Raw genomic sequence first — 18,128 nt, forward strand, 5'->3', positions numbered from 1 at the left:
TTATCCTTTAAATGCAGGCACAAATGCCGAATAGTATGCATTAAAATCTTCTTGCTTCTTCATATCCTTATGCTTATCATCTTTAAACATTTTAAGGTACAATTCTAATTGTTGAGGATTTTGATATCCACGAACAGGGAAAATTGTTTCTCCCTTTTCATCAAAAAACACAATGGTTGGATAAGCATTGACTTTTAAAACACGAGTTAAGTCGTGCACGCTGTTTCTTCGGGACGCTAATTCAGCTTTATAGTTGGGATTAGAATATGTTTTATCTTTATATTTTACAACATCATTCCCTTCTGCATTAAATTTAACCGCATAGTAGTTTTCATTAACATATTTAACTACATCTGGATTATGAAATGTGTTTTTATCTAACATTTTACAAGGTCCACACCAGTTAGTGTAAACATCCATCATTATTTTTTTTGGTTTCTTTTTTTGAAGTGCTAAAGCCTCTTCAAAAGTCACCCATTTAATTTCTTGAGCTATACTATTTGCAGAAACAAATAAAGCTAAGGCAAATACAACTGCTAATTTTTTCATCTTCGTTTTCTTTTATCTTTTATTTACTTCACCATTTAGAAGCAAAAGTTATTCCGAACTTACAAAAAATGCTCCAAGTTGGAGCATTTTGTCTTTATTTTAACGATTTATTCGTTATTTTACACCATGCATTAACTTTTTAAGTACAGGATTTAATATCATTGATACAAGACCAATACCTATTGGAACTAACGTAAATATTAAAAAGAAAGTACTTAATGAATATTGTTCAGTTATTTTATCAATCATTCCTCCCATTGTACCTGCAGCTTTTTGACCAATAGCAATTGCCAAATACCAAATACCAAACATAAAACCTATCATACGACCTGGAACTAGCTTACTTAAATATGAAAGACCTACAGGAGAAATACAAAGCTCTCCCATTGTATGCATTAAATATGCTAAAATTAAAAATATCATACTAACTGAAGCTGTTTTAGCTCCTTGAGGAATTCCCATAGTACCAAACACCAAAATACCAAATCCAAGACCTAATAATATGAGTCCAATTCCGTATTTCATAGCAACACTTGGGTTATATTTACTTTCCCACCATTTTGAAAACAAAGGCGCCAGCGTAATAATAAAAAATGAATTTAATATTCCAAACCATGAAGCACCAACTTCGGTTGTATCCTTACTAAATTCATTATTAATTTTATAAAACACCACATACCAAAGAAAAACAAAAGTAAGAGCTAAAATAATGTTTGAATATGGGATTTTTTTATAGGTCTTTTTGAATAATAAATATAACACCCAAGTTATTATGGCTAGTGGTGCTACAGTTAAAATTAAATCAATGATTTTAAATATCATTGCTGAATCTCCAGTTAAGGCACGAGCAGTATAATCTCTTGCAAATAAAGTCATTGAGCCCAAAGATTGTTCAAAAGCAGCAAAGAAAAACACAGTAAAAATTCCGAATATTGAAACAGCTATAATTTTATCTCTAACCATTTTTGAATAACGACCAATTCTTGTAATAATTAAATATAAAAACAGAACCAAGGCTGTAAGAATAACAACATTAGAACCATCTAGACTTCCAATCTTAAAATTTAATAAATTAATATTTCCAATTTTTGATAATGGATCATTAAACAAATACAATACACCTCCTAAAGAAGACAATACAATTAAAACCATATCTATTGAAGTAAATGGGTTTAATTTTTCAGTTGCACCTGTTGTATCATGCTCTTTTGGACTCTCTTCATTAATATTTTGAGGTAATTCTACTTCATGAACTTTAGATGGTCTTTCACCTATTGAACCAAACAAATCTTTTGCAAGCCAAAACTGAATTAATCCACCAAGCATAAAAATACCAGCCAAACCAAAACCATAGCTCCATCCAATGTTTTCAGCTAGATAACCACACAACATCATTCCAAAGAATGCTCCTGCATTTACTCCCATATAATAAATGGTATAAGCTCCATCTTTTTTAGATTCTTTGCCTTTATACATTTCAGAAATCATAGAGGTCATATTAGGCTTAAAAAACCCTGTACCTATAACCAGTAGAGCTAAACCTAAGTATAGAGACCAAGTTGTCTCAAAAACCATTGCAGCATGACCTAGCATCATTATAAAACATCCAATAATAACTGCCCATTTATAGCCTGTAATTTTATCTGCAATCCATCCACCTACAATTGGTGTTAAATATAACAATGAAGAATAAGTTCCTATTAATGCTAAAGCGTTTTCGCGTGACCATTCCCAACCTGGATTGTCGCTTAAAAAAGGTGCTGTTAAGAAAAGAACTAAAAGTATTTTCATCCCATAGAATGAAAAACGCTCCCACATTTCAGTAAAAAATATTACAAAAAGCCCAGCAGGATGACCAATAACTTTGTCTTTAAATAGATTTTCTATATCTGTATTCATAAAAAAATATTAAGGTTATTAAAAAAGAGAAACCCTCACAAAAGCTATTTTGCAAGGGTTATCTCATTATTATATTATTGTTTATCAGCTAATTCGAAGCCTTCTGTTTCATCAGTGTGCATAACGCGTTCGTTATCTTCAGCACCATGTGTAAGACGCTTTAAAGGCTTTAATATCATGATAAATAATGATCCAATTATAACTGTAAATACTAATATTCCTAAAAACACAGTATATTCTCCAAATTCTGAAGCTGATTCTCCAACAACACCTGCCACTTTATTACCTAATCCTGTTGCTGCAAAATAAACACCCATTAATAATGATGCATATTTTACTGGAGCAAGTTTTGTAATAAACGATAAGGCAACAGGAGAAATACAAAGCTCACCAATAGTATGAAACAGGTAAGCTAATACTAACCATATCATACTTGATGTTCCTGATTTTTCAAATTCCATAGCTGCAAATACCATAAATAAGAACCCAAAGCCCATAATTATAATACCTAATGCCATTTTAAATAACGACGAAGCCTCTTTACTCTTAAGTTGTCGTTTTGCCCAGAAGCTTGCTACAATTGTAGCAAAAATGATAATAAATCCAGCATTTAAACTTTGAAACATTACTGTTGGAATTTCCCAACCAAATAATACTCTATCAGTATTTGACTCAGTATATAAGTTCATTAATCCACCTGCTTGTTCAAAAGCTCCCCAGAATATAATTACCATTATAAACGATAACAATAATACCATAAAACGGTCTTTAAAAACTTGTGTGTCTAGTTCTTTATAAATCATCATTAAAAGTGCAGCAATAGCTGTTAAGAATAAAAACAACAATCCGTAACCCCATCCTAATTTATACCATCCAAAAGCTGATGCTAATAATAGGACTACAGTAAATAATAATTGCTTTGGTGAGCTAAATAATTTAGAATATAATTGTCCGTATGAGATTGCATTGCTATCACCTTTACTAGGCACAAAATTACCAACATGAACCAAATATTTTTGCCCATATATGTAATTAATTAATCCTAATACCATTACAATACCTGCAAGTCCAAAACCTGCATGCCATCCCCATTTTGCGACTACTAAACCTACAATCATTGTAGCTAGTAACGACCCAAGGTTAATACCAATATAAAAAATACTAAACCCTTTATCGCGTCGTATATCACCTTCTTTATATAAACCACCAACCATAGTAGATATGTTTGGCTTTAATAATCCAACTCCTAATATTACTAATCCAAGACCAGTATAAAATGCCCAAATATCTGTAAGTACTAACACACCATGCCCTAAACACAGTATAATTGCACCTATTAAAACTGATTTTTTCTGACCGATTAATTTATCTGCAATCATTCCTCCAGGAATAGACATTACATAAACTAACATAGTGTACCATCCATAAAGCGCTAAAGCTTCTTGATTTGTCCAACCTAATCCAGCTCCTCTGTCGTCTCCTACAGTTTGAGTTGTCATATATAATACGAGTAATGCTCTCATTCCATAATATGAGAAACGTTCCCACATTTCTGTTAAAAATAAAATATAAAGTCCTATAGGTTGCCCAAAAAGTTCTTTTTGATGCGGCTTTAATGTTGTAGCAGACATAAATTTATGTGTTTAGTTATAGTTTGTTAAGTTTCTGTCTTTTAGACGAAAGTCTGATTTTTTGACAAAATAATGCCAAGTTTACTAAAAATTAAGCAAAAACACTAACTATTGAACGTTAAATAAGCAATGTTGGACAACTTGCAAATTTTAGTATTAAGAATAGTATCTTTGTAAACCTAAATAAAAGTTAATGAGTAAAACTATTTCTGGTTTTTCAAAATTGTCTAAATCCAAAAAAATCGATTGGATTGTTGATACCTATTTTTCTAATAAAGAAGATGCAAAACACATTATAAAACAATATTGGAATTCTAACGATAAGCTGCAACAACTTCATGATGAGTTTATTGAAAATACAATTACCAATTATTATTTACCTCTTGGTGTCGCTCCAAATTTTTTAATTAACGGAACATCGTACACCATACCTATGGCAATTGAAGAAAGTTCGGTTGTGGCTGCTGCTAGTAAAGCTGCTAAATTTTGGTATGACAGAGGTGGTTTTAAAGCCGAAGTGCTATCAACCACAAAAATAGGTCAAGTACATTTTATTTATAATGGAAAGACAGAAACGCTTAAAAAATATTTTGACAGTGTAAAATCAAAACTTATTGCAGATACCGAATCTCTCACAAAAAACATGCAAAAACGTGGAGGTGGAATTTTAGATATTGAATTACGAGATAAAACAAAAGATATTAAAGGCTATTATCAATTACATGCAACATTCGAAACGTTGGATGCAATGGGAGCTAATTTCATTAATTCGTGTTTAGAGCAATTTGCCAAAACTTTTAAATCTGAAGCTCATCATTTTGAATTATTCACTTCAGAAGAAAAAAATATTCAAATTGTGATGAGTATTTTATCTAACTACGTGCCAAATTGTTTAGTAAGAGCAGAAGTGAGTTGTAAGATTGAAGAGTTAAGTGATGACAAAAAAGTATCATCAGAAGAGTTTGCTACTAAATTTTTACAAGCTGTAAATATAGCAGAAGTTGAGCCTTATAGAGCTGTTACTCATAACAAAGGCATCATGAATGGTATAGATGCTGTTGTGTTAGCTACAGGAAATGATTTTAGAGCTGTTGAAGCTGGAGTTCATGCTTACGCTTCAAGAAATGGAAGATATTCAAGTTTAACACATGCTAAAATTGAAAATGGAATCTTCACCTTTTGGATTGAGATTCCTTTAGCACTAGGTACTGTTGGCGGATTAACCAATTTGCATCCTTTAGTAAAATTATCTTTAGAAATGCTTCACAAGCCTTCAGCAAAAGAATTAATGAAAATTGTAGCTGTTGCTGGATTGGCTCAAAATTTTGCAGCATTACGCTCACTTACAACTACAGGAATACAAGAAGGACATATGAAAATGCATTTAATGAACATTCTTAATCAGTTTGAAGCCACAGATAACGAGAAAATAATTCTTGTAGATCACTTTAAAACCAATGTCGTGACACACCATGCTGTTGTTGAGGCTATAAATAAGTTAAGAAATAAAAAGCTAAATTGAAAACCTACTACAGCAACGGAAAATTATTGATCACAGGAGAATATCTTGTTCTTGATGGCGCATTATCACTTGCTCTGCCTACAACTTATGGCCAGTCTCTTACAGTAAATCCAATTAAATTATCAAAATTACTTTGGAAAAGCATTGATTGTAACAATGATATTTGGTTTGAAAATGAGCTTTCTTTAGATGAAATTTCAAAAGGTTTAAATACAACACATGATGATATTTCTAACAAGTTAATTCAAATTTTAAATGCTGCTCAACAACTAAATCCAGGCTTTTTAAATCCCAAAAGCGGATTTGAAGTCACTACAAAGCTCGATTTTCCAAAAAATTGGGGACTTGGCTCATCTTCTACTCTAATTAATAATATTGCTAATTGGGCAAATGTGGACGCCTACAAATTGTTAGCACTTACTTTTGGAGGAAGTGGTTACGACATTGCTTGTGCGCAATATAATTCAGCTATAACATATCAATTAAAAGACAAAAAACCTTTAGTAAAATCAGTGGCTTTTAAACCCGAATTTAAAGACAATTTATACTTTGTATTTTTAAACCAAAAGCAAAACAGCAGAGATGCTATTGCTCATTACAAAACTAACAAGTCGAATACTGAAGTTGCAATTAATCAAATAAATGATATTACTACACAAATGATGTCTTGTAAAACAATTGATGAGTTTAGCTTGTTAATTGACAAGCATGAATCTATAATTTCAAAAACAATACATCAAAAAACAGTAAAAGAGCAACTTTTTAATGATTTTAAAGGCAGTATAAAAAGTCTTGGTGCTTGGGGAGGAGATTTTGTTTTGGTCGCTTGTAAAGAGAACCCTGTAGATTATTTTAAAAACAAAGGTTACCAGACAGTCATAAGATACTCAAAAATGATTCTATAAAAAAAGCCTCACTTTTAGTGAGGCTTTTTTTATGCATTAACTAAACTTATTAATAAAATTTAGCTCTATTATCTTCTATTTCTGCAGCTTCCTTAAGAGCATTATATACTTTTACTTGTGCAGCACCAACTCTTGCAGCTGTAAGCCTATTTGCAACAGCTTGGTAATTGTCTAATTTAGGCGCTTCAGTTTTATTAGTAACCTCAATCATGTAAACACCGTTGTTACCATCAATTAATTTTGATTTCTGTCCTACTTTTAATCCAAAAGCATTACCAACAACTAATGGCTCATTACCTGCTCCAGATAATGTTGGGTTTTTCATATTTACAGCTGAAGCATTTTGTACAGTTACGTTTTGACTAGATGCAATTGCATCCATAGACTTTCCTGCAATCTTCTCTCTAATCATTTTAGCCTTTTTCTCTTTTCTGATTTCTGGAATTGCAGTTACAGAGGCAGCTTCAACACTCATTAACCCTTTTTTATTTGATGCAGATAATTGTACTACAACAAAACCTCCATTAGGAATAGAAAAACGCTTGTAGTCACCTACTTTAGTTCCATCTTCAAAAGCCCAACGAACAATTGAACGTTGACTTCCTAATCCAGGAATGTTTTCATCTAATTCTTTAATACCATTAACTGGTTTTACTTCATAGCTGTTTTTTGTAGCTACTTCTTGAAAATCTTTATCTTGAATAGCAATTTCAAATTTAGATGTTGCATTAAACACATCATCAATTGTTTTTTCTGAAGGCTCAATTTTTTGACCTAACGTTGCTATTTTTAAAACTCTATTCTTTTCTTTTTGACCAAGTATTTCGATAATATGGAAACCAAAAGCTGTTTTCACAACTCCTAAATCTCCTGTTTTCCCTTCAAACTCAAAATCATTGAATTCTGGAACCATAGTATTGTATGGGTGAAAATCATATTCTCCTCCTTTTTCAACACTTCCAAGATCTGAAGATAAAGCTGTAACTAATTCAGGGAATTTAGATTTATTAGCTTTTACAACTGCTAAAACGCTATCAGCAGTCTTTTTTGCTTCTGCTTCAGTTTGCGTAACATCTGGTTGCGCACTTTGTGCACCAACAAATGGGATTAATATGTGTCTTACTTTTACTGAATCTGGAATTGTTTTTTCAGCAACAACTTTAGAAATTTTAAACATTCCGTTGTCTTTGTAAGGACCATAATACTGACCAACACCTAACTTAAAGATACTATCTTGTACTGTAGCTGGTAATGTATTTTTCGAAACAAAGTTGTCGTTGTATTTAACATCTGAATATGTGTTAATGAAATTTTCAACGTCTTTAGTTTCACGTAATCCAATAATTGTATCATTTAACTTTGATACATCATTATACTCAACTTTATTGTTTAACAATGCAATTACACTGTTTTTTATTGCTTCTTCATCTTCAATTGAAGCAACCTCTTTAAACTCAACAAAATTGATATCTCTTGATGCATCAACTTCAAATTTCTTTTGATTAGCATTAATATAATCTTCAATTTCAGATTTTGATACTTTTACTATACTATCAGAAATTGATGTAAAAGGCACTTGAACAAATTTTACATCTACTGCTTCATTTTCTAGAACATAATCAACCTTAGCTTCTCCAATTGTGCTTGTAATACCAGCTTTAATCATATTGTAATATGATTGCTCTTGAGCACCAACAGCAATAGATTTTTCGTTATCTACCCAATCATCATAATTTATTTGTATTTGTCCACCAAGTACAGTTGGAGTTGGAGCAGTTGCTTTTAAGTTAGCAATAAACTCGTTTAATTTATTTTCATCAAAAACACCAGCTTCATTTAAAAACTCAGGAAAACTTGAAAAACTATTTTTCAATAAATCTCTCATCTGGTCTTTTTCAACAGTTAATCCTAACTCATCAAACTGAGTTTTCATAATTGCTTTTCTAACTTCTAAATCCCAAACTCTATTCATTGCTTGAGTTGAAGTACCATTAGGTCCTAATTGACGTTGAGCCAATTCAACTTTATTCATGAAATCAACACGGTTTACGTCTTGACCATTAATTGTTGCAACTATATCTTGAGAACCAGTAAAAGCACTACTGTTTTTAAATAAATCTGAAAGCACAAATGAGAAAAGTGCTAACGCGATAATAAGTATTAAGAAAAGTGAACGTTGTCTAATTTTATTTAAAACTGCCATTTTGTTGTATACGTTTATAAAATATAAGTGCGCGAAAATACCAATTTCTATTAAATAATAAAAGTAGAATATCGGTTTTTATTTGTAAGATGTCGTTTTAATCTTCTTCTAGCACTTTTAAAGAAACTAAGTCTATTTTTGTAGTTGATACTTCTAAAATTGTAAACAAGAAATTATCTATTATAATTTGATCGCTAACATGAGGAATTTCTTCTGTTTCATCAACAATGAGTCCACCAAGAGTTTCGTAATTTTCTCCTTCTGGAAGATCTAATTTGTAGGTTTCGTTTATATAATCTACTTCTAATCGCGCTGAGAATTTATAGTTGTTTTCATCAATTTTTTCTTCAATCAACTCTACTGTATCATGTTCATCTTCAATCTCGCCAACTAATTCTTCAACTATATCTTCTACAGTAATAATTCCAGAGGTTCCTCCATACTCATCAATTACTATAGAAATACTTTTTCTTTTTTTAGTTAAAAGATTAAGTACGTCTTTAACTAACATTGTTTCTGGAACAAATTCAACAGACATTACAATTGATTTGATGGTTTTGGGTTTTTTAAATAAATCAAACGAATGTACATACCCAATAATATCATCAATAGTATCCTTATAAACCAATATTTTAGACAACCCAGAAGATGTAAATAGTGCATTAAGATTTTTTAGAGAGTCATTAACATCGACAGCTATTATTTCTGTTCGAGGAATCATAACTTCACGAGCTTTAACTTCGGAAAATTCTAAAGCATTTTGAAATATTTGAATTTCACTATCTACCTCATCATGCTCTTCAACAGATTCCATTTGCTCACTAATATAATTACCTAATTCTACTTTAGTCATTACTAATTGCACATCTTCACCTTGAGCTTTAAAAATATGCTTAATAACCATATTAGTAATCCAAATAACAAAATCTGCAACATACCAAAATAAAAAATAGAATGCATAAGCTGGAATAGCTAATGCTTTTAAAAGGTAATTAGCATAAATCTGAAAGAAAACTTTAGGCAAAAACTCAGCTGTAATTAATATTATTAATGTAGAAATTATGGTTTGAGACAATAAACTTAAGTCTACTAGTAAGTAGTCTAATTGAGGTAATTGTGTTGGCACCATACTTTGAAACCAATTAACCAATAAGTCTCCCATTAAAAACCCATAAACAACCAATGCTATATTATTACCAATAAGCATAGTTGCTATAAACTTTGAAGGTTTTGCAGTAAGTTTAGTTAATACTCTTGCCAGTAAATCTTTTTGCTTTTTTTCAATTTCTATATGTATTTTGTTTGAAGATACATAAGCAATCTCCATACCTGAAAAGAATGCAGAGGCAATAAGTGATATAATAATTATTAAGACATTAACGTCCATAGATTATTGCTTATTATTATCCATTTTTTTTCTGAAATACTTTTTGAAAAAGTACATAAAAACAGCTAAAACAGCAAAAAACAAAAGCATGTAAGCTCTTTCTCTATCTACATTCCAGTTTCTGTAAGTTTCGTAACTAAAGAAAACAGCTATAAAAAGATATGCGTATTGAATAATTTTTTGAAGCATTGTTGGTTGTATAAGTTAATTATTGAGCAAAGATAACTAATTATTAATCTAAATTAACTATTCCTGTTATTTCGCTTAAGCCATAGACATTAACATCTTTATCTGAATCGTAAGCGTTTGCTGTCATTATTTTTGTTGGAGATACAAAGCGAATAGGTTTATTTGTAAACACCCATTCTCTTTTTTGATCGAAATATAATTGCTCTGCAAATAACGTGTCGTTTTCTTGAGTAATAATTGTAACGTTACCCTGTAAGTCTATTAAATCGGTTTCACTGTAAGAAATTGCATAATCTGATAGAATAACACTTTTTCTGTTATTATCACTAAATAAGGTAAGTTTAATCCCTTTTGGGAACTCAGTAAAAGCAAAATTTCTATTAGAAAAATCTAGCATCTTTACACTTACTAAATCTGCTTTTATCCTTCCAGAATCTGTGTATTTTAAATTTATTGTATCTGCAACACCAATAGGCTCGTTCTGTAAAATACCTATTTGTTGCACTTCATCATAATTGTTTTTACATGAAAAAAACATAGTCACAGCAATTGCTGTGACTATGTATAGTAAATTATATGATTTATTATTTTTCATTTATAGTTTTGGCACAGTTACACTTGCACCTATCCAACAACCAATATTGATTACTTGTCCACTTTTACTTTGTTCAAATATCATGCTTCTACTTGGAGCTTTTCCTTCATAACTATCGGCTAAACCGTTAGCGTATGATGCTAAATTAGAATCAACTCTTGCAGCTTTACGTGCTTCTGCTGCTGCTAACCAATACACTGCTCTTTTATCAAATTCATCTTTACCACAGCTATTAGCACTTGCAGCATACATTTGCGCTATTGAAGTGTAAGCTTTACCCATTGATGGACTTAAACTTAACGCCTTTCTGTAATAGTTTCTTGCTGCAGAGTAATCTCCTTTGTTTTTTAAACTTCCAGCAATTCTATAAGCTAATTTTGCTTTCTTAAAGTTATCTGTTTCTAAATCGTAAGATTGGTTAAGGTAATCCATACCCTCTTTATTCTTACCTTGCTTAAATAATAAACTAGCCACGAAATATTTGGTATCTGCAGATGGTGCAGTTTCATCATAAGCCTTAACTAATTTTATATATAAAGGATCATCAGTACACTCTTTGTTATACATTCTGCTTACAGCACGTTGTAACCAAACTGCATCATTTTTAAAAGTTTCAAAATCTTTAGTATATAAAGGAATTAAGTTTTCGCAATTTGCTAAAATCCCTAATTTACTATCTATACTTCCACCAATTGTTTCGTAGTTTTCAAGGTAACTGTTATAAGACGCTTTACGTTGCTCGTCTTTAGACGAAAGACCTTCTCCACTTTCTTCTTTTTCTATTAATTCATTTAGCTTTTTAGTATAAGCATCTTTTTCTGTTTCAATTTTACCAGTTACATCATCATACTTGTTAAATACATCTTGAATTGGCGCTTGACCTGCATTATGTAAATCTACTAATGTAGAAAAGTAAATATATAAACCTCTAGGGCTTGAAAAGTTTTCTAAGTCTGTTTTAAAAGCTTTATCAAAAGCATCATAGATTTGCTTGTCATTTAAACCAAGTTCTTTTTTATGATCGTACATTAACTCAGCCTTGTCAACAAGAACTTCTCCATTGCTATAGTTAGATGAAAAATTAACTAAAGCTTCATCCCAAAGCTTCATTAAGTCGTTAATATAACCAACTTTATCTGCTCCTGTTGAGTTCTCAATTTTGTGCTCTAATATTTTTTCTCCATAAGCATAAATTGCTCTGTTGAATTTTGGACATTTGTTACGCACTTTCATCCATGGACTATATGCCTCATCATACTTTTTGCTCTTGTAGTAATCTGTAAAGATGGTCAAGTTAGTCATGCACTCTTCATCTTGTTGAGCAAAACTCATATTAAGACCAAATAAAAGGGCTGCAAATACTAAAGTAATTCTCGTTTTCATTTTTGTAATTATTAATCTATTAGTTATATTTTCTTTTTTGGAACCATCTATCATTTAAAGATAAACTTATTTGAAGATTTATAAAATTCTCTTGAATTAAATTTTGGTTTGTTGTTCCACGCTTACCAAATTCAAGTCCAAGATTTGCATTTGAAAATAAACCTCCAACTGGTAACCCAACTCCAAAAGACATGCCAAACTCATTAATAGTTTCATTATTAATTTCTAAACCTGTGTTCTCGTAATGCAACCCTCCTCTATAAGTTACTCTTTTCCAGTAATTTGAAAAAGAATTGTAATCAGGAATATAAAAACCTCCAAGAGCTATGGTTGATGCGTTTACAAACGTAGCATTATCTATACTAAATATTGGATTTGAGAATTTGCTTGTATTTTGGTAAGTGTACTCAGCTCCTAAAAACCATTTTCTAGGCTCACCTATTCCTGCTCCAAAAGAAACTCTTGACGGCAATGATAAATCAGTAGTTTTTAAGTTTTGATCTTCTAAATCTGCATCAATAGTATTCACTACAAACTCTTGCCCACTAATTTCGTTAATAATTATTGTAGAAAACGATCTTGTGTTGTTTGATGTTAAATTACTTCCAGGTGCATAAGTTAATCCAGATGATAATTCTAATTTATCGTTAATCATTGTTTTGTATGACAATCCAATATTAAAATTTAACCCGCTTAAATCTGACCTGTTATTTTCTCTTGATTGATATTGAGCTAAATTACCTTCGTCATCGTACAAGTAAGCTACTGAGCTATTCTTGACATTTCCAAAATTATAACTTGCCTCTACTCCAACGCTAAGCTTTTCGTTAATTTGATATGCTAATCCAGCAAACGCTTTATTAACTCCACCTTCTCCTCTATACCTGTTAGATACATCATCATTATCATTTCTAGACTCAAGTTTATATCCTACAGAAGTATAAGGCAAAAGCCCAAATCCAAATCCAAATTTGCCCATAGGTACAGACAATGCTAAATAATCAAAGGTTGTAGAGTTAGCCTTTTCACTTCCAGAATCACTTTTAAGATTTAAACTACTATAACTACCACCAATTGCAAATTTAACAGGGCGACTTTCGTTATTAAAAGATTTTATATTATTACCTGTGTAACCTGCAGGATTTAATAAATTTAAATGAATACTATCATTATAAATACTAAGCCCACCCATACTCCTGTTTTCAACAGTACCTTTAAACTTTAAACTTCCAATTCCATAAAATGAATATGGTGAAGCTGTTCCTTCTTGAGCCTGCAACTGAGATGCAAAAGCCACTATTAAAACTACTACAAGTTTTTTTATCATTAGTTTGAATTATATTCTAAAATAAAGTTTAAACCTTCTAAAAGAAAATTTGAGTTGGCAAATATGCTATTTTTTAATTGTTTTGACAAGAAATTAGCGTCACCTCCTGTTAAAATAACTGTTAAATCTGAATATTTTTGTTGATATTCATCAATTACGCCATCAATTTCTTTCAAAATACCAAAAACTACTCCAGAATGAATTGAACTAGCAGTAGAGTTTCCTATAGTACTTTCTGGCATTTTAGTTTCTAATAACGGAAGATTGGCCGTTAAATTATGTAATGCCTGATAACGCAATCTGATTCCTGGCGATATTGCACCACCTAAATACTCGTTTTTTGTTGTAATAAAATCATATGTAATACACGTTCCTGCATCAATAATTAATACATTTTTATCTGGAAATTGTTCAACAGATGCACAAACCAAAGCAATTCTATCTACTCCAAGAGTTTTAGGAGTTTCATATAAATTTTTAAATGGTAATTTAGTTTCAGAATTTAAAACAAAGGTTTTTAGCTTTTTTTGGAGATAATTTACATCTTGATTGTTCAATTTTCCTACTGAAGAGATAATACATTTATCAATTTCTTTATGGTTTTTGATAATATTTTTAAATTCTTTTAAAAAAAATTCACCTGAAACAGACTTTTTTTCAACCAAGCTATCCTGCTGAAATACAGCAAATTTAACAAAAGTATTACCTACATCAATGATTAAGTTCATATCTAAATTAAAAGCTGTAAATTTACAAAAGCAATTTTTATATATTTTATTTTTGTGAATAATAAAAATGAATATATATTTGCATCCGCATTTACAGCGACTGGTGCCTTAGCTCAGTTGGTAGAGCAAAGGACTGAAAATCCTTGTGTCCCTGGTTCGATTCCTGGAGGCACCACCAGAAAACCCTTAAAACATTAGTGTTTTAAGGGTTTTTGCTTTTAACGGGGACAACATTGGGGACGATATTGATTAAATATTGTTCCTTTAAATTTTTTCAAAAAAAAATTTCCCTTTATTGATTCATCTTCATTTCGTGGTCATATTGACAACATCCTGGTAAATTTTTGTAAGCTTCTTTATCTCCTAAAACTTTTTCAGTATCATAACCTGAAGCTGCTATTGCATTGTGAATTGACATTATATCAGTTTTTGTTTCGTCAAATGACACGTCAATTTTCTTTTTATCTACATTCCAATTAGCACTTGTTACACCTTCAACATTATTGACTGCGTTTTCAATAGTTTTTTTACACATTCCACAATTACCTCTTACGCCAAAAGATAGATTTGTCATAGCCATTTTATTAGACGCTTCAATTGTTGCTGTTTCTGTTTCTTTTTTTGTTTCGTTTTTACAACTTGCTAAACCCAATATTGCTATTACAGCTCCGCTTAATATTACTTTCTTCATTGTTCTAAATTTTAATTGTTATTATTTGATTTATTATTATTCTATTATTTGCTTTACCTCTCCACAGGTTAGCATTGATTCACCAAAATAAGGATTGATTACTTTTTCTTCTTTGCTCAACCAATACGCCCCTTTGTTGTTATCTGCCATTGGACAAAATTCTACAAAAACTCTTTCATTCACACCAAACAATTGAATAGCATTAATTAGGTGTGATGATAAATGCTTAAAATGGTCTCTTTGAATTTTTATTACTGATGTCTTAGAAATTGAATTGGCAGATGAGTTTATTTCTTTTTGTAAGGACATCCAGTGTTTATGAGCATTATTATCTGACAAAAGTTTCATATCTACTTTACTTAAATTGTTTAGTAAACGTGCTGCATTGTCTGACGTAGCTTTTGGAGCTTCTTTAACTAAAGCATCCTTTAAATCGATATAATCGTTAAAGACAATTAGTAATTGCTTTTTAAATTTATCTGATACCACAATGCGTTCATTCATATTCGATTTAACATCCTCTTCTTTTGACTCAATATTATCAATCCCCAAATGCCCTTCGTGCCCCGTCCTTACATTACTACTATTTGTATTCATCATTGATTTTTTGCCTTGTAGTTGTGCTGCGGCATCTACTGTAAAAGTTCCGTTTGTTACAATCTCATTACCAGAAAATAATCCTTCTAACACTTCATATTCATCACCTATTTGATTTCCTAAAACCACTTCTTGCATTTGAAAAATTGGCTGCTCTGGATTACTTTTTATGTACACGACAGAACGTTTCCCTGTCCAAAGAATAGCAGAGGATGGAATAGTTAAAACTTCTTTATTTTTATTTATCACACCTTCAATCTGTGCAGAAACAAACATTCCAGGCTTAAATAAATTCTCTTGATTGTTCAACACAACTCGGAGGATTACTGTTCTTGTTTTAGCGTTTAAAACGGGATTAATAAAATCGACCTCACCTTTAAACTCTTTATTGTTGTATGCATTTGTAGTTACAACTACCTGTTGCCCTATTTTAAAATAATCTATTTGATTTTCATATACATCAAAATTAGCCCAAACCGTATTGAGATTGGCAATTTTTAATAAAGGCTGACCTTGTTTGATGTAATCGCCTTGTTCTACCAGTTTTTCGGTAACTGTTCCTGAAACGGTTGCATAAACTGGAAAGTTCTCTTTTATTTTTCCCGTATCTTCAATTTGATTGATTTGATTGTCAGAAAGTTTCCACAACTTTAATTTGTTTCGGACTGCCTTATATAATGCAGGTTGCGATTCTTTTAAAGATGCAGCTGTGATCAATTCTTGTTGCGCCGCATACAATTCTGGCGAATAAATAGTTGCTAAAAGTTGCCCTTTACTAACTTTTTCCCCTGTAAAATTGATGTTTAATCGTTCTATTCTGCCAGAAAAATAACTTACCTGTACTGCATTTGATTCTTCATTTTCAGCTATTTTACCAGATAACTTAAGTGATGTACCGTCAACATTTCCTTTACCTACTATGGTAGTTTGAATATTAGCCAATGCCATAGCGTTCTCGGTCAGCTTAAATTGGTCTGCTAATAACCCATCACTTCCACTTTCAGCTGGAATTAAATCCATTCCACAAATAGGACAATCGCCTGGTTCTGGTTGCATAATTTGTGGATGCATGGAACATGTCCACATTTGATTGGTTACCAAAACCTCATCGACCTTATGGTCTATTTTTTCTTTTGACAAACCACCAAAAAGCATCCAACCTAAAAGTAAGCCTACAGCAAATATTCCTATATAAATTGCATTTTTTTTCATCTCTTATTTTTTATTTCTTTTTAAAAATTTTCTAATTGAATGTGATGATGTATACCACAATAAAAACCCACTCAATACAGTAATTAATCCGAGTAATGAAAAGGCTCTTAAAACAACTGTATTAAAGTTATCTCTTCCTTCATAATCCATTGTATGTGTCATCCATAAAAAGTCAAACCAACGCCAACTCCTGTGTCTAACAGTTTGAAATTTTCCATCAGCAACAGATACGTAAGCCTTTAAAGCTTCATTAGATTTATAGGAAATCACAAAAGCAGGTAAGAGCTTTTCTCTATACTCATGATGTTTTCCAGTTGCATTAATCTGTTCTATAGATTCTACCTCTAAATCATTTTTTATATTGAGTTTAGCTATATATAAAGCTTCTTCTTTTGTAATGCTATTCTTTGTGCTTCCATCTAAAGCATTATATAATTGCTTGCTATTTACCCAATAGTAAGGCGTATTATCAATATCTCTCAATTCAATAGTATTAACACCATTGTCAATATCGAGTTGTGATGGGCTAATTAAATTACTGAATGCTTGAGGTTGATATTCCAGATTTTTAAAATGGTCACCATGTATATCATCGATATTTGTCCAACTAAAGTATAAACCACTAATAGTCCAAAACAAAAATTGAATACCCAAAAACAATCCTAAATAACGATGTGTTTTTCTAATTTTTAATGCTGTATTCCTTCTTACCATTTTATTGATTTACTTTGAATGGAATACTTATTGTCACTTTTTCCCAAGTAAGAGAAATGTTGCCTTCAGTTTCACTAATCTTATCTATTTTATATTCTAAATGTTCTTTAATTTCATCTGAAATACTTGGTTTTACTTTAAATCTTATTACATCATCATTTTCATCGTAATCGTCTTTCCCATGCTGATTCCAGTTTTTATTTATCATTATAGTCCAATCCTCTTTTGATGGAATTGTAAAAAATCCATATTTACCTTTTGGAAGAATATCGCCATTTATGATTAAATCTTTATTTGTTTCTATCCAAGTGGCATTATGCGCTCCTGCTTGCCATATATTGTCATAACCAACTAACCCACCAAAGATGATTCGCCCTCTTACTCCTGGTGATGAATAGTCTATATGAATATGCGCATCGCCAATCATTTCCATTACAGATGTATGTGGGCTTAGAGGTTTCTTTTTAGTTTCTTCAGATTTTTCAGTTTCAACATGCTGATGCTGTTCATCACTTGAATTGGCTTCTTTATCTTTACAGCTTACAACTAGAAACATAATGGCAATAAATAAACTTAAGTTTTTCATATGTTTGTTT

At 31.2% G+C, this 18,128-nt stretch carries 16 protein-coding genes and 1 tRNA gene; 3 read left to right on the plus strand and 14 right to left on the minus strand.

Annotated elements, in window-relative coordinates:
• From IEW41_RS04405 to IEW41_RS04415, 3 genes are all read right to left on the minus strand, one after another.
• Positions 1–549, minus strand: a complete 549-nt coding sequence (locus IEW41_RS04405; protein WP_188605114.1) for a thioredoxin family protein — start codon at positions 547–549, stop codon at positions 1–3.
• Between the two features lie 114 nt (positions 550–663).
• Positions 664–2,448: a peptide MFS transporter gene (locus IEW41_RS04410; RefSeq protein WP_188605115.1), complete on the minus strand. Its 1,785-nt coding sequence runs from the start codon at positions 2,446–2,448 to the stop codon at positions 664–666.
• Positions 2,449–2,522: 74 nt separating this feature from the next.
• Complete coding sequence (locus IEW41_RS04415; RefSeq protein ID WP_188605116.1) at positions 2,523–4,079, minus strand: peptide MFS transporter; 1,557 nt, start codon at positions 4,077–4,079, stop codon at positions 2,523–2,525.
• A 193-nt stretch (positions 4,080–4,272) separates the two neighbouring features.
• Between IEW41_RS04415 and IEW41_RS04420 the strand changes: the two genes are divergently transcribed.
• On the plus strand, positions 4,273–5,601 hold the full coding sequence (locus tag IEW41_RS04420) for a hydroxymethylglutaryl-CoA reductase, degradative (RefSeq protein WP_188605117.1): 1,329 nt from the start codon (positions 4,273–4,275) through the stop codon (positions 5,599–5,601).
• Positions 5,598–6,506, plus strand: coding sequence for a GYDIA family GHMP kinase (locus tag IEW41_RS04425; protein WP_188605118.1), 909 nt, complete (start codon positions 5,598–5,600; stop codon positions 6,504–6,506). Before IEW41_RS04420 ends, IEW41_RS04425 begins: the two co-directional genes overlap by 4 nt.
• A gap of 49 nt (positions 6,507–6,555) precedes the next feature.
• On the opposite strand, the gene IEW41_RS04430 is transcribed toward IEW41_RS04425, so the two are convergent.
• The 7 genes from IEW41_RS04430 to IEW41_RS04460 all read right to left on the minus strand — a co-directional run bounded on the left by IEW41_RS04430 (position 6,556) and on the right by IEW41_RS04460 (position 14,318).
• Positions 6,556–8,709, minus strand: coding sequence for a peptidylprolyl isomerase (locus tag IEW41_RS04430; RefSeq protein WP_188605119.1), 2,154 nt, complete (start codon positions 8,707–8,709; stop codon positions 6,556–6,558).
• 97 nt (positions 8,710–8,806) lie between these two features.
• Entirely contained in the window at positions 8,807–10,096 is a 1,290-nt protein-coding gene (locus IEW41_RS04435) for a hemolysin family protein (RefSeq protein ID WP_188605120.1), read from the minus strand.
• A gap of 3 nt (positions 10,097–10,099) precedes the next feature.
• Positions 10,100–10,285, minus strand: coding sequence for a hypothetical protein (locus IEW41_RS04440; RefSeq protein WP_188605121.1), 186 nt, complete (start codon positions 10,283–10,285; stop codon positions 10,100–10,102).
• A gap of 43 nt (positions 10,286–10,328) precedes the next feature.
• Complete coding sequence (lptC, locus tag IEW41_RS04445) at positions 10,329–10,880, minus strand: LPS export ABC transporter periplasmic protein LptC (protein ID WP_188605122.1); 552 nt, start codon at positions 10,878–10,880, stop codon at positions 10,329–10,331.
• Positions 10,881–12,263, minus strand: coding sequence for a tetratricopeptide repeat protein (locus IEW41_RS04450; RefSeq protein ID WP_188605123.1), 1,383 nt, complete (start codon positions 12,261–12,263; stop codon positions 10,881–10,883).
• 19 nt (positions 12,264–12,282) lie between these two features.
• On the minus strand, positions 12,283–13,590 hold the full coding sequence (gene bamG, locus IEW41_RS04455; RefSeq protein ID WP_188605124.1) for a BamG family beta-barrel-assembly machinery protein: 1,308 nt from the start codon (positions 13,588–13,590) through the stop codon (positions 12,283–12,285).
• Entirely contained in the window at positions 13,590–14,318 is a 729-nt protein-coding gene (locus IEW41_RS04460) for a type III pantothenate kinase (RefSeq protein WP_188605125.1), read from the minus strand. Before IEW41_RS04460 ends, bamG begins: the two co-directional genes overlap by 1 nt.
• 102 nt (positions 14,319–14,420) lie before the next feature.
• On the opposite strand from IEW41_RS04460, the gene IEW41_RS04465 reads away from it, so the two are divergent.
• A tRNA-Phe gene (locus tag IEW41_RS04465) sits at positions 14,421–14,496 on the plus strand.
• Between the two features lie 114 nt (positions 14,497–14,610).
• Here the strand turns inward: IEW41_RS04465 and IEW41_RS04470 are convergent.
• The 4 genes from IEW41_RS04470 to IEW41_RS04485 are packed head-to-tail and all read right to left on the minus strand — an operon-like array spanning position 14,611 to position 18,118.
• The gene (locus IEW41_RS04470) at positions 14,611–15,009 is read right to left on the minus strand and encodes a heavy-metal-associated domain-containing protein (protein WP_188605126.1); all 399 of its coding nucleotides are present in this window, start codon (positions 15,007–15,009) and stop codon (positions 14,611–14,613) included.
• Between the two features lie 36 nt (positions 15,010–15,045).
• On the minus strand, positions 15,046–16,818 hold the full coding sequence (locus IEW41_RS04475) for an efflux RND transporter periplasmic adaptor subunit (RefSeq protein WP_188605127.1): 1,773 nt from the start codon (positions 16,816–16,818) through the stop codon (positions 15,046–15,048).
• Positions 16,819–16,821: 3 nt separating this feature from the next.
• Positions 16,822–17,532, minus strand: a complete 711-nt coding sequence (locus tag IEW41_RS04480; RefSeq protein ID WP_188605128.1) for a PepSY domain-containing protein — start codon at positions 17,530–17,532, stop codon at positions 16,822–16,824.
• A 1-nt stretch (position 17,533) separates the two neighbouring features.
• Complete coding sequence (locus IEW41_RS04485) at positions 17,534–18,118, minus strand: DUF2911 domain-containing protein (protein WP_188605129.1); 585 nt, start codon at positions 18,116–18,118, stop codon at positions 17,534–17,536.
• Positions 18,119–18,128 lie beyond the last annotated feature (10 nt).

Origin of the sequence: Aquaticitalea lipolytica, assembly GCF_014641635.1 — a bacterium.
GTDB classification, from domain to species: domain Bacteria; phylum Bacteroidota; class Bacteroidia; order Flavobacteriales; family Flavobacteriaceae; genus Aquaticitalea; species Aquaticitalea lipolytica.